The sequence below is a fragment of the Brevibacterium sp. K72 genome (genome assembly GCF_050562175.1).
GTDB classification, from domain to species: Bacteria; Actinomycetota; Actinomycetes; order Actinomycetales; family Brevibacteriaceae; genus Brevibacterium; species Brevibacterium casei.
The window spans coordinates 3009436-3022604 of record NZ_CP191582.1; the positions used below are offsets into that span (position 1 = coordinate 3009436).

Here is a 13169-nt window from a genome sequence, read left to right on the forward strand (position 1 = left end):
CTCACTCCCTCCCCAGGTCGCGGTGACGCACGGTGACGGGGATGCCGGTGCGCGCGGTGAGGCTCTTGGCGATGCGCTCGCTGATCGCCACCGACCGGTGCTTGCCGCCGGTGCAGCCGATGCCGATGAGCGCGTAGCCGCGGCCCTCGTGGAGGTAGCCCTGGGCGATCGTGTCCAAGGTCGCGGTGTAGCGTTCGATGAACTCCTCGGCGCCGTTCTGGCCGAGGACGAAGTCGGCGACGTCGGAGTCGAGGCCGTTGTGCCCGCGCAGGTGGGGGATCCAGTACGGGTTGGGCAGGAAACGGACGTCGGCGACGTTGTCGGCGTCCTTGGGCAGACCGTATTTGAACCCGAAGCTCATCACCGTCAGACGCAGCGGCGGTGCGTCGTCGGCGCTGAAGCGCTTGCGCACCTCGGAGCCGAGCTGGTGGACGTTGAGGTCGGAGGTGTCGATGATGATGTCGGCACGGTGTTTGAGGGATTCGAGGGCTTCGCGTTCGGCTTCGATGCCGTCGAGCAGGGTGCCTTCGCCCTGGAGCGGGTGAGGCCTGCGGGTCGATTCGAAACGGCGGACGAGGACTTCGTCGGCGGCGTCGAGGAAGAGGATCCGCAGAGACAGTCCCTGGTCGAGGAAGTCGGAGATCGTGTCCTCGACCTCGGCGTACTTCGCCCGGCCCTTCGAGTCGGTGACGATGGCGATCTTCGGCACCGCACCGTCGGCGCGGGCGACGAGCTCGACGAGCGGTCGCATCATCTGCGGGGGAAGGTTGTCGACGACGTACCAGTCGAGGTCCTCAAGGACGTTGGCCACCGTCGTCCGACCGGCCCCGGACATGCCTGTGACGAGCACGACCTCGATGGGATGCTCGGCACCGTTCGCGTCGCCGTGTGTGCTCATGCGTCCTCCTCGTGTCCGCGGCCTGACTCGACACTACTGTAGAGCACGCGGATCCGCGCTTGCGGTCGGAGTTCTCAGCCCCTGCCCAGAGAAGGCCTCAGTCCTCGCTCAGCGCCGCGGCGATCTTCTCGGCCAGCGAGGGACCGATTCCCCTGACCTCGCAGAGCTCCTCGACACTCGCGGCGCGGGCCTTCTTCACCGACCCGAAGTGCCGCAGCAGGGCAGTGCGCTTGGCCTCGCCGAGGCCGGGGATGTCGTCGAGGACGGAGCTCGTCATCGCCTTCGCCCGCTTCGAACGGTGGTAGGTGATGGCGAACCGGTGGGCTTCGTCGCGGAGTCGCTGCATGAGGAAGAGTCCCTCGGAGTTGCGCGGGAGGATGATGGGGAACGGATCGTCGGGCACCCACACCTCCTCGAGGCGTTTGGCGAGTCCGACGACAGAGATGTCGACGATGCCGAGGTCGGACAGCGCCCGGGTGGCGGCGGCGACCTGTGGGCCTGCCCCGTCGACGACGAGGAGGCTCGGCCGGTACCCGAACCGGTCGTCGGGCTCGTCGGAGGCCATCTGCTCGAGGTACCGGCTGAACCGGCGGGAGACGACGTCGTACATCGAGGCCGTGTCGTCGGTCGCCGCCTCCCCGTGGATCGCGAAGTGCCGGTAGTCGCGCTTCTTCGCGAGACCGTCCTCGAAGACGACGAGGCTCGCGACGACGTTCGAGCCCTGCGTGTGCGAGATGTCGATGCATTCGATGCGCAGCGGTGCCTCGGGCAGGCCGAGGTGGTCCTGGATCTCCTTGAGCGCGGCGCTGCGGGTGGTGAGGTCCGAGGAGCGTTTGAGCTTGTGCTGGACGAGCGCTTCCTTCGCATTCTTCGTCACGGTCTCGAGCACGGCCTTCTTCTCCCCGCGTTCGGGGACCCGCACGCTCACCTTGGAGCCGCGCTGCCGGCTCAGCCAGCTCTCGAGGGAGTCGAGGTCGGCGGGGATCGTGTCGACGAGGATCTCCTTGGGGATCGCCTCCGCGTCGAGACCCGAGTACGCCTGCCGGAGGTAGTCGGTGGTGAGTTCGGCCGGGCCGTGGTCATCGGAGCGTTCGATGATCCACCCCCGCTGGCCGCGGATCCGGCCCCCGCGGACATGGAAGACCTGGACGGAGGCTTCGAGCTCCTCGGTGACGAGGGCGAAGACGTCGCAGTCGGCGGAGACCGAGAGGACGACGGCGGACTTGTCGAGGACCTTCTGCAGGGCCGTGAGCTCGTCGCGCAGGCGCGCGGCCTGTTCGTAGTCGAGGTCGGCTGCGGCAGCGGCCATCTCCTTCTTCCGCTCGCTGATGAAGCGTCCGGTGCTGCCGGACATGAAGTCGACGACGCCGCGGGCGAGCTCACGGTGGTCCTCGATGCTGATATTGCCCACACACGGGGCTGCGCACTTGTCGATGTAGCCGAGCAGGCAGGGGCGCCCGCTGCGCTCGGCCCGCCGGTAGACGCCGGGAGTGCACGTGCGCATCGGGAAGGCCTTGAGGAGGAGGTCGAGAGTGTCCCTGATCGCCCACACCTGCCCGAAGGGGCCGAAGTAGCGGACCCCCTTGCGCCGCTTGCCGCGGGTGATGAAGGCCCGGGGCACCTCGTCGTTCATCGTGATCGCGAGGTACGGGTAGGACTTGTCGTCGCGGAACATGACGTTGAACCGCGGGTTGAACTCGTTGATCCACGTCCACTCGAGCTGGAGTGCTTCGACCTCGGTGTCGACGACGGTCCATTCCACCGAGGCGGCGGTGTGGACCATCGTCGACGTCCGCGGGTGGAGGGCTGCGGGGTTGGAGAAGTACGAGTTGAGCCGGTTGCGCAGGTTCTTCGCCTTGCCGACGTAGATGACGCGCCGGTCGGGGTCGCGGAACTTGTAGACCCCGGCCGAGGTGGGAATGCTGCCCGTGGCCGGACGATAGCTCGCCGGGTCAGCCATCGAGCATCTCTGCCAGGAAGCGCCCGGTGTGGCTCTTCGGGTTCGCAGCGACCTCCTCCGGGGTGCCCTCGGCGACGACCTGCCCGCCGCCGCGTCCGCCCTCGGGTCCGAGGTCGATGACGTAGTCGGCGTTGGCGATGACGTCGAGGTTGTGTTCGATGACGATGACCGAGTTGCCCTTCTCGACGAGGCCCTGGAGGACGTGGAGGAGCTTCGAGATGTCTTCGAAGTGGAGACCGGTCGTCGGTTCGTCGAGCACGTAGACGGTGCGTCCGCGCGAGCGCTTCTGGAGCTCCGCGGCGAGTTTGACGCGCTGCGCCTCACCGCCGGAGAGCGTCGTCGCCGGCTGACCGAGGCGGACGTAGCCGAGTCCGACGTCGACGAGGGTCTTGAGGTGCCGCGAGATCGCGGGGATCGCCGCGAAGAACTCGGCGGCCTCCTCGATGGGCATGTCGAGCACCTCGGCGATCGTCTTGCCCTTGAACGTCACCTCGAGGGTCTCCCGGTTGTACCGTGCGCCCCCGCAGACCTCGCAGGGGACGTAGACGTCGGGGAGGAAGTTCATCTCGATCTTGATCGTCCCGTCTCCGCTGCAGTTCTCGCAGCGTCCGCCCTTGACGTTGAAGGAGAAGCGTCCCGGCTGGTAGCCGCGGACCTTCGCCGACTCGGTCTCCGCGAAGAGGCGGCGGATGTGGTCGAAGACGCCGGTGTACGTTGCCGGGTTCGACCGCGGGGTGCGCCCGATCGGCGACTGGTCGACGTGGACGACTTTGTCGAGATTCTCCAGGCCGGTCACCCGCTTGTGCCGACCGGGCACCCTGGAGGCGCCGTTGAGGACGTTGGCCATCTGCGTGTAGAGGATCTCGTTGACGAGCGTCGACTTGCCGGACCCGGAGACGCCGGTGACGGCGGTGAGCACTCCGAGGGGGACGGAGACGGTGATGTCGCGGAGGTTGTTCTCACTCGCCTTCTCGACGGTGACCATCCGTTCGGGGTCGACCGGGCGGCGCGTCGACGGGATGGCGATCGCTTTCCGTCCGTCGAGGTAGGCCCCGGTGATCGAGCGCTCGGCGTCCTTGAGCCCGGGCACGGCTCCGGAGTAGATGACCTCTCCCCCGTGCTCGCCGGCGCCGGGACCGATGTCGACGATCCAGTCGGCGGCTGCGATCGTGTCCTCATCGTGTTCGACGACGATGAGGGTGTTGCCGAGGTCCTTGAGCTTGATGAGCGTGTCGATGAGGCGCCGGTTGTCGCGCTGGTGGAGGCCGATCGAAGGTTCATCGAGGACGTAGAGGACGCCGACGAGCCCGGACCCGATCTGTGTGGCGAGCCGGATCCGCTGCGCCTCTCCGCCCGAGAGCGTGCCCGCCGCCCGGTTGAGGCTGAGGTATTCGAGACCGACGTCGAGGAGGAAGCCGAGGCGGGCGTTGATCTCCTTCATCACCTGCGCGGCCACGGCGGCGTCGCGGCCGCTGAGTTCGAGACCGGAGAGGAAGTCGGCCGCTTCGTCGAGGGCGAGCTCGGCGACCTCGGCGATCGAGCGGTCCGCGATCTTCACGGCCAGGGCTTCGGGCTTGAGCCGGGTGCCATGGCAGCTCGCGCACGGGATCTCGCGCATATACGACTCGTAGCGCTCCCTCGACCAGTCGGATTCGGTCTCGTCGTGCTTGCGCTGGATGTACTGGAAGACGCCTTCGAAGCCGGTCGAGTACGTCCGCTCGCGGCCGAACCGGTTCTTGTACTTGACGTGGACCTCGTAGTCCTTGCCGGTGAGGATCGCGGTGCGCTGGGCGGAGGTGAGGTCCTTCCACGGGGTCTTCAGGGTGAAGCCGAGTTCGTTCCCGAGCCCGGTGAGCAGACGGTTGAAGTACTTCGTCACCTGCTTGCCGCCCGACCACGGGGCGATCGCGCCCGCGCCGAGGCTGAGGTCCTCGTCCGGGACGACGAGGCTCTCGTCGACCTGGAGGCGGGTGCCGATGCCGTCGCAGGTCGGGCACGCGCCGAACGGCGAGTTGAAGGAGAACGTGCGGGGTTCGATCTCGTCGATCGTCAGGGGGTGCTCGTTCGGGCACGACATGTGCTCGGAGAACGTGCGCGTGACGCCGTCGTCGACGAGGTCGACGTCGATGCGGCCGTCGGCGAGGCCGAGCGCCGTCTCCACGGAGTCGGTCAGGCGCGGGCGCATCCCGTCCTTGGCGACGAGGCGGTCGACGACGACGGAGATCGTGTGCTTGTACCTCTTGTCCAGGGTCGGCGGGTCGCTCAGACTGATCTGCTCTCCGTCGACGATCGCGCGGGAGAATCCCTTCGTCTGCAGGTCGGTGAAGAGGTCGACGAACTCCCCCTTGCGCAGGCGCACGACGGGGGCGAGGACGAGGAACTTCGTCCGCTCCGGCAGTTCGAGGAGCTGGTCGACGATCTGCTGCGGGGTCTGCTTCGTGATGACCTCACCGCAGATCGGGCAGTGCGGCACCCCGATGCGGGCCCAGAGCAGGCGGAGGAAGTCATAGACCTCGGTGATCGTGCCCACCGTCGAACGGGGGTTGCGCGAGGTCGACTTCTGGTCGATCGACACGGCCGGGGACAGGCCCTCGATGAAGTCGACGTCGGGCTTGTCCATCTGGCCGAGGAACATCCGGGCGTACGAGGACAGGGACTCGACGTAGCGGCGCTGCCCCTCGGCGAAGATCGTGTCGAAGGCGAGCGAGGACTTCCCCGATCCGGAGAGTCCGGTGAAGACGACCATGGAGTCGCGCGGGAGCGCGATCTCGACGTTCTTGAGGTTGTGCGCGCGGGCACCCTTGACCCACAGCGTGTCGAGATGGGACACGCCGGAGGGAGACTGAGTCGCACTGTTCGTTTTCATCACCCGTCCACTGTATTACTCGGCACTGACACACGTCTGCTCACTGTTGCCGACGTTACTCACCGGTCCCGACATGGGAGTCGGCGATCTCGCCGACCGCGACGATCCGCAGGACGATGTCGCCGCTGTCGTCGCTGGCGGCCACGTCCACCTCGGCGTCGATGGCCCAATCCCGGTTGCCCTCGGGATCGGAGAGGATCTGACGCACCGCCCAGACAGTCGAACCGGGAACGATGTCGATAAATTCCCGTCCTCGCGCGGCCTGGTCGATGAGCAGGTCGCCGTACTCGTCGTAGAAGTCCTCGATCGCCTCCTCCCAAGCCTGCTTGTCGAACCCGGACTCCGCGTCGAGGCGGCCGAGCTCGTCGTAGTCGGCGCGCTCGGCGAGCAGCACGCGATGGAAGAGCCCATTGCGGATCTCGGCGGTGAAGGCCTTCGTGTTCTCCGAGAACCGACGCTCGAGGTCGGGCAGCTCCGCGAAGTCGGTCTCGGTCGGGCTGAGACCCTGCAGGGTGCGCCATTCGTCGATGAGCGAGGAGTCGGTGCGCGCCACCGTCTCCCCCAGCCAGCCGATGATCTCCTGCAGCTCCTCGCCGCGGCGGTCGGCGGGAACGTTGTGGGTGAGCGCCCGGTAGACGTCGGTGAGGTACCGCAGCAGGCTGCCTTCGGCACGGGCGAGCCCGTAGTAGCCGACGAACTGGGTGAAGCCCATCGCCTGCTCGAGCATGTCGCGCACGATCGACTTCGGTTCGAAGTCGCCGGCCCGCAGCCACGGATGGGTGAGCGCGAAGTGCTCGAAGGCGGGCTCGAGGACGTCCGCGAGCGGCTTCGGGCCCTCGACCTCGTCGAGGATGGCCATCCGCTCGGGATAGTCGAGTCCCTCCGCCTTGAGTTCGGCCAGGGTCTCGCGCTTGATCCGGTCGAGCTGACCCTTGAGGATCGTGAAGGGAACGGGGATCGTCGATTCGACGAGGGAGACGACGTCGAGCGCCCAGGACTCCGACTCGGGATCGAGAAGGTCGAGACCGGCGAGGACGAATGGGGCCAGCGGCTGGTTGAGGGCGAACTGGGGACCGAGGTCCGCGGTCGGGACGAGTTCGCTCCCCCGCTTCTCGATGAGGCCTGCGTCGATGAGGGAGCGTCCGATGCGCAGCGCCGTGAGCTTGAGGTCGAGGCGGCGTTCACGGCTCTCGTGGGTCGAGTCGATGAATCGGCTGATCGTTGCGACGTCCGAGCCCGGGCGGGCTGCGAGGTTGAGGATCGTCGAATGGTCGATGCGCATGCGCGAGCGCAGCGATTCCGGCTCGGATCCGATGAGCTTGGTCAGGGTCTCCTCGGACCAGCCGACGAACCCGGCCGGGGCGGCCTTCTTCTTGATCTTCTTCCGCTTCTTGTCGGCGTTCGCCGCCTTGGCCTCGGCGCGGAGATTCTCGATGACGTGCTCGGGCGCCTGGGCGACGACGTATCCGCGGGTGTCGAAGCCGGCGCGTCCGGCGCGACCGGCGAGCTGCTGGAACTCGCGCACGCTCAGGCGCCGCATCTTCGACCCGTCGAACTTCGTCAGGCCCGTGAGCAGGACGGTGCGGATGGGGACGTTGATGCCCACGCCGAGGGTGTCGGTTCCGGAGATGACGAGGAGGATGCCCTTGAGGGCGAGTCGTTCGACGAGTCGGCGGTACTTCGGCAGCATTCCCGCGTGGTGGACCCCGACCCCGTGGAGGAGGAGGCGGTGCAGCGTCTGACCGAAGCCCTTGGAGAAGGAGAACCCCTTGATCTCCTCGGCGATGCGCGCCTTCTGGTCCTTCGTCGCGAGGTCGACCGAGAGCAGTCCGGTGGCGAGTTCGATGGCCCCGTTCTGGGAGTAGGAGACGACGTAGACGGGGGCCTTGTCATGGCGGATGAGGGCCCGCAGCGTATCGGAGAGCGGTTCCGTCGAGTATTCGAAGTCGAGCGGCACGGGGCGGGTCGCCGAGGTGATCACCGCGGTATCGCGCCCGGTCGTGTCCGCCATCGTCCGCCGGATCTCGGTGGTGTCGCCGAGGGTCGCGGACATGAGGACGAACTGTGCCTGCGGCAGTTCGAGGAGCGGGACCTGCCAGGCCCATCCTCGGGTGGGGTCGGCGAAGTAGTGGAACTCGTCCATGACGACCATGCCGACGTCGAGGACGCCGCCTTCGCGCAGCGCCTGGTTCGCGAGGATCTCCGCGGTCGCGCAGATGACCGGGGCGTCGCCGTTGACGGTCGTGTCCCCGGTGATCATGCCGACGTTCTCGGGTCCGAAGGCGTCGACGAGGGCGAAGAACTTCTCGCTCACGAGCGCCTTGAGCGGGGCGGTGTAGTAGGCCCGGATGCCGCGGGTGAACGCGGTGTAGAGCGCGAAGAGGGCGACGAGGGACTTCCCCGAGCCGGTCGGGGTCGCGACGATCGTGTTGTCTCCGGTGAGGACGGCGAGCATCGCCTCCTCCTGCGCGGGATAGGGTTCGATCCCGAGCTGCCGACAGTAGTCGGCGAAGGACTCGACGATCGTGTCCTCATCGGCGAACTCCGCCGGAATGTCCTGCAACCTCGTCACGACTCTGCACAGACCTTTCGCTCTAGACTGATGTCCATCCTATTCACCGACCCCAGGAGTGTGAGATGCCGGTATTCGCCGTCACCTATGTCTACGGCCCCGACACGGAGACGAGGATGGAGCACAGGCCCCGCCACCGGCAGTGGCAGGCCGCGCTCAACGAGGCGGGGACCATCCTCGCCTCGGGTCCCCTCGACGACTCCCCTGTGCCGGGTGGGCTGCTCATCCTCAGTGCGGCCGACGTCGCCGAGGTCGAGGCTCATCTGCGGGATGACCCGTATGCGGAGATCGGAGTCATCGACAGTGTGACGATCCGGCAGTGGACTCCGGTGTTCGGGCCCTTCGCCGAGGCGTGAGCCGAGGCTGCGGCTGCCGGCTTCGGCCTGAGTCCGCCCCCGAACCGACGTGCGCGGGAGGCTCCCGACGGAGCCTCCCGCGCACTGTCTCAGAGCGATCGTACGACCGGGTTCACTGCTCGGTGCCCTGGGAGGCTTCGGATTCCTGCGGGCCCTGATCGCGGAAGGACTTCCCGTCCCGCTTCATCTTGATGATCGAGGCGATCGTCGCCACGGCCATGGCCACGACGATGAATGTCAGCGACAGCCACGTCGGCACCTCGGGCACGACCTTGCCCCACTGCAGCCACGAGACGTCGGTCTCGTGGAGGGCGGTGATGAAGAGCTTGACGCCGATGAACGCGAGGATCGCGGCGATGCCGTAGTGGAGGTAGACGAGCTTGTCGACGAGCCCGCCGAGGAGGAAGTAGAGCTGGCGCAGACCCATGAGGGCGAACACGTTGGCGGCGAAGACGAGGAACGGGACCTGGGTGACGCCGAAGATCGCCGGGATCGAGTCGAGCGCGAACATCACGTCCGTCGAACCGATCGCGAGGAAGACGATGAACATGGGCGTCCAGTACTTCTTCCCGTCGATGTCGACGCGCAGCTTGTTGCCGTGGTACTCGTCGATGATGTTCATCCGCTTGCGGAGGAAGCGGATGAGGAAGTTCTCGCCGTCGCCCTCGTCCTCGCTCGCGAACGCCTGCCGGTAGGCGACGAAGAGGAGGAAGATGCCGAAGATGAAGAAGACCTCGACGAAGGCGCTGATGATCGCCGCGCCAGCGAGGATGAAGAGCCCGCGGAAGATGATGGCGATGATGATGCCCACCATGAGGACTTCCTGCTGGTACTTCCTCGGCACCTGGAAGCTGCCCATGATGATGATGAAGACGAAGAGGTTGTCGATGCTCAGGGAGTACTCGAGCAGCCAGCCGGTGAGGAACTCGCTGCCGTGTTGGGCATCGCCGATCCAGAACAGGGACCCGGCGAAGAGGAGGGCGAGCGAGACGTAGAAGACGACCCACAGGGTCGCCTCCCGCATCGAGGGCACGTGCGGGCGCTTGAAGACGAGGAGCACGTCGAAGATGAGGATCGCGACGATGATGATCCCCGAAGTGATCATGAACCACGGCGGGATGACGGCCCCGCTCGACGCTGCGGTGCTGCCGCCCGCGGCGAGGGTGGAGGACAGGATATCCATGGATGCCTTTCGTGATGACGGAGTGGTGTACCCGTGCCGAAAGTCTCTCCCACGCTAGGACCACACTGAGGTGGCGGCGTGCGCTCCGCGCCCGGACCCTGAAGGCGGATCGTGGTGACGAGCACGGATGGACGGGATACTCCCTTTCGCCAGCCACACCAGTATAGTCACCTTCTCATGGCCTCACGGTCAGGCGTGTCCGACCTCCTTCATCGCCCGCAGCTCCTTCTTGAGATCCGAGAGCTCATCGCGCAGGCGTGCGGCGAGTTCGAACTGGAGTTCGGCGGCGGCGGCGTGCATCTGCGTCGTCAGGGACTCGATGAGCTCGGTGAGGTCCGCAGCCGGCGGACGCAGCGAGCTGCCGCCGGAGGCGGCCTGACGCTGCTCGTCGCTGAGCGTCGAATTGTAGCCGCGCTTGCCTTTGCCGTAGTCGAACTCCGTGAGCAGCTCACGGGTGTCGGCGTCCTCACGCTGAAGCCGCTCGGTGATGTCGGCGATCTTCTTCACCAGCGGCGCCGGATCGATGCCGTTCTCCTCGTTGTAGGCGATCTGGATCTCTCGCCTGCGGTTCGTCTCGTCGATCGCCTCCTGCATCGAGCGGGTGATCGAGTCGGCGTACATGTGGACCTGGCCGTGGACATTGCGGGCCGCGCGGCCGATCGTCTGGATGAGCGAGGTCGTCGACCGGAGGAAGCCCTCCTTGTCGGCGTCGAGGATCGCGACGAGGGAGACCTCGGGCAGGTCGAGGCCCTCCCGGAGCAGGTTGATGCCGACGAGGACGTCGAACTCCCCGGCCCGCAGCTCGGTGAGCAGCTCGACGCGGCGCAGCGTGTCGACATCCGAGTGGAGGTACTGGACGCGGACCTCGTGGTCGAGGAGGTAGTCGGTGAGGTCCTCGGCCATCTTCTTCGTCAGGGTGGTCACGAGCACCCGCTCGTTGCGCTCGACCCGGGTCCGGATCTCGTCGAGGAGGTCGTCGATCTGGCCCTTCGTCGGTTTGACGACGACCTCGGGGTCGACGAGGCCGGTCGGACGGATGATCTGCTGGACGGTGCCCTCGGAGCGTTCGAGCTCGAAGTCGCCCGGGGTCGCCGAGAGGTAGACGGTCTGACCCACGCGTTCGCGGAACTCGTCGAACTTCAGCGGTCGGTTGTCCATCGCGCTCGGCAGCCGGAAGCCGTGTTCGACGAGTGTGCGCTTGCGCGACATGTCGCCTTCGTACATGCCGCCGATCTGGGGCACGGTGACATGGGACTCGTCGACGACGAGGAGGAAGTCCTCGGGGAAGTAGTCGAGCAGGCAGTTCGGCGCCGAGCCCGCGGGACGACCGTCGATGTGGCGGGAGTAGTTCTCGATCCCCGAGGTGAAGCCCATCGACTCCATCATCTCGAGGTCGTAGCTCGTGCGCATCTTCAGCCGCTGCGCCTCCAAGAGCTTGTTCTGGGCTTCGAACTCGCTCAGCCGGGACTGGAGCTCGTCCTCGATCTCGCTGATCGCCCGGCCCATCCTGTCCTCACCGGCGACGTAGTGGGAGGCCGGGAAGACATGGATGGTGTCCTCGTCGCGGATGATCTCCCCGGTGAGCGGGTGGAGGGTCTGCAGCGATTCGATCTCGTCGCCGAAGAACTCGATGCGCAGGGCGAGCTCCTCGTACTGCGGGATGATCTCGACGGTGTCGCCCCGGACCCGGAACGTGCCGCGGGTGAAGGCCATGTCGTTGCGGGTGTACTGCATCGAGACGAACCGCTTGAGGAGTTCGTCCCTGTCGCACTCCTGCCCCTTGTGGAGGGTGACCATGCGGTCGACGTACTCCTCGGGGGTGCCGAGACCGTAGATGCACGAGACGGTCGAGACGACGACGACGTCGCGGCGGGTGAGCAGCGAGTTCGTCGCCGAGTGCCGCAGCCGCTCGACCTCGTCGTTGATCGACGAGTCCTTCTCGATGAAGGTGTCGGTCTGCGGGACGTACGCTTCCGGCTGGTAGTAGTCGTAGTAGGAGACGAAGTACTCGACGGCGTTGTTGGGCAGGAGCTGGCGGAACTCGTTGGCCAGCTGGGCGGCGAGGGTCTTGTTCGGCGCCATGATGAGCGTGGGCCGCTGCACCTGTTCGATGAGCCACGCCGTCGTCGCCGATTTGCCGGTGCCGGTGGCGCCGAGGAGGACGATGTCGCGCTCACCGGAGTCGAGGCGCTCGGAGATCTCACGGATCGCGGTGGGCTGGTCGCCCGAGGGCGAGTATTCGGAGACGACCTCGAACGGTGCCACCGTGCGAGTGACGTCGGGTCGGTGCCCGATCGCGGGCAGGGGACGTGATGAGCTCATGGTCCCAGCGTAGACCTCGGCCCTGACACGACACTGGGCAGGACCGCACCGACCGGGCCGACGCTGTCCTCACCCGGCGGGACGTACCTCGAGGTCGGCGGGCAGTCCGGGATCGGCGCTGGCCCGCAGGAGCTCGTCGTCGGAGGCTGCCGGGGGGAACCCGAGCGTCGTCAGCCGCGGTGAGAGCGCCTCTGCCGAGCCGGCGTCGGGCACCGTGAGCGCGAGGGTGATCGGCGCCCCCGACGAGCCGTCGCCGGTCACGGCGAGCGGGAACTCCTCGCCAGTGCCGTGCCGCAGCTTCGCGACGAGGCGTTCGGCATCGCCGGCGCGCCGCGCGGCTATGGCGCCGGCCTCACGCGCCGCCGGACGGCCCGCGGCGAGGTTCGCGGCGAACGGCGCCAACCGCTCTGTCCAGAGACGGTCGACGACCGCCGCGGCGGCGGTGGGGGTGCCGGAGTTGTCGATGAGGACGTCGCACGCGGCCCGCCGCTCCTCGTCGCTCGCCTGCCGGGCGATGCGCGCCTGCGCATCGTCGCGGTCCATCCCCCGGGACGCGACGAGGCGATCGAGCCGGACGTCGGCGGGGACGTCGACGAGGAGGGTGAGGTGGTAGCCGGTCTCCATGTGGTTCTCGACGAGGAGGGGGACGTCGTGGACGACGACCTCGGCGGTCGATGCGGCGAAGCGCTGCGCGGTCCGATCCCGGATGACCGGGTGCATGAGCGCGCCGAGGCGGGCCGTCGACTCGGGATCGGCGAAGGCGACGGCGGCGAGACGGGCCCGGTCGAGTCCGCCGTCGGCGGAGACGATGTCACGGCCGAACGCCTCGGCGAGGGTGTCGACGAGCGGTTCCCCGGGGGCGACGACCTCGCGGGCGATGACGTCGGCGTCGATGATCTCCGCGCCATGGGCGGCGAGCAGCCCGGCCACCGTCGACTTGCCTGCCCCGATCCCTCCGGTCAGTCCGATCCTCAGCATGGGGCCAGCCTATCCCCCTGCGAGGGCGCTGTGG

The 13169-nt window shown here is 67.3% G+C and carries 8 protein-coding genes; 1 reads left to right on the top strand and 7 read right to left on the bottom strand.

Annotated elements, in window-relative coordinates; genetic code table 11:
* Position 1: 1 nt before the first annotated feature.
* The 4 genes from rapZ to ACQ1RG_RS13675 form a co-directional block, all read right to left on the bottom strand.
* Positions 2 to 898, bottom strand: coding sequence for an RNase adapter RapZ (gene rapZ / locus ACQ1RG_RS13660; protein WP_009377202.1), 897 nt, complete (start codon positions 896 to 898; stop codon positions 2 to 4).
* 97 nt (positions 899 to 995) lie between these two features.
* Positions 996 to 2858: an excinuclease ABC subunit UvrC gene (gene uvrC, locus ACQ1RG_RS13665; protein WP_201670980.1), complete on the bottom strand. Its 1863-nt coding sequence runs from the start codon at positions 2856 to 2858 to the stop codon at positions 996 to 998.
* Positions 2851 to 5724, bottom strand: coding sequence for an excinuclease ABC subunit UvrA (gene uvrA / locus ACQ1RG_RS13670; protein WP_201672102.1), 2874 nt, complete (start codon positions 5722 to 5724; stop codon positions 2851 to 2853). Before uvrA ends, uvrC begins: the two co-directional genes overlap by 8 nt.
* A 55-nt stretch (positions 5725 to 5779) precedes the next feature.
* Positions 5780 to 8296: a DEAD/DEAH box helicase gene (locus tag ACQ1RG_RS13675; protein WP_430600164.1), complete on the bottom strand. Its 2517-nt coding sequence runs from the start codon at positions 8294 to 8296 to the stop codon at positions 5780 to 5782.
* A gap of 65 nt (positions 8297 to 8361) precedes the next feature.
* Between ACQ1RG_RS13675 and ACQ1RG_RS13680 the strand changes: the two genes are divergently transcribed.
* Positions 8362 to 8652 carry a YciI family protein gene (locus tag ACQ1RG_RS13680; protein WP_009377198.1) on the top strand — a complete coding sequence of 97 codons (291 nt, stop codon included), beginning with the start codon at positions 8362 to 8364 and terminating at the stop codon, positions 8650 to 8652.
* 112 nt (positions 8653 to 8764) lie between these two features.
* Here the strand turns inward: ACQ1RG_RS13680 and ACQ1RG_RS13685 are convergent, their stop codons facing one another.
* From ACQ1RG_RS13685 to coaE, 3 genes are all read right to left on the bottom strand, one after another.
* Positions 8765 to 9835 (bottom strand): TerC/Alx family metal homeostasis membrane protein, encoded by a 1071-nt coding sequence (locus ACQ1RG_RS13685; RefSeq protein ID WP_201670990.1) that lies wholly within the window; start codon positions 9833 to 9835, stop codon positions 8765 to 8767.
* Between the two features lie 189 nt (positions 9836 to 10024).
* The gene (gene uvrB / locus ACQ1RG_RS13690) at positions 10025 to 12157 is read right to left on the bottom strand and encodes an excinuclease ABC subunit UvrB (protein WP_236586864.1); all 2133 of its coding nucleotides are present in this window, start codon (positions 12155 to 12157) and stop codon (positions 10025 to 10027) included.
* Between the two features lie 69 nt (positions 12158 to 12226).
* A complete protein-coding gene (gene coaE, locus ACQ1RG_RS13695) occupies positions 12227 to 13135 on the bottom strand; it encodes a dephospho-CoA kinase (protein WP_063250268.1) in 909 nt (302 codons plus the stop codon).
* Positions 13136 to 13169: the final 34 nt, after the last annotated feature.

Coding starts and splice junctions, on each gene's coding strand:
- rapZ (WP_009377202.1), bottom strand. CDS start 898: ATGAGCACACACGGCGACGCGAACGGTGCCGAGCATCCCATCGAGGTC.
- uvrC (WP_201670980.1), bottom strand. CDS start 2,858: ATGGCTGACCCGGCGAGCTATCGTCCGGCCACGGGCAGCATTCCCACC.
- uvrA (WP_201672102.1), bottom strand. CDS start 5,724: ATGAAAACGAACAGTGCGACTCAGTCTCCCTCCGGCGTGTCCCATCTC.
- ACQ1RG_RS13680 (WP_009377198.1), top strand. CDS start 8,362: ATGCCGGTATTCGCCGTCACCTATGTCTACGGCCCCGACACGGAGACG.
- ACQ1RG_RS13685 (WP_201670990.1), bottom strand. CDS start 9,835: ATGGATATCCTGTCCTCCACCCTCGCCGCGGGCGGCAGCACCGCAGCG.
- uvrB (WP_236586864.1), bottom strand. CDS start 12,157: ATGAGCTCATCACGTCCCCTGCCCGCGATCGGGCACCGACCCGACGTC.
- coaE (WP_063250268.1), bottom strand. CDS start 13,135: ATGCTGAGGATCGGACTGACCGGAGGGATCGGGGCAGGCAAGTCGACG.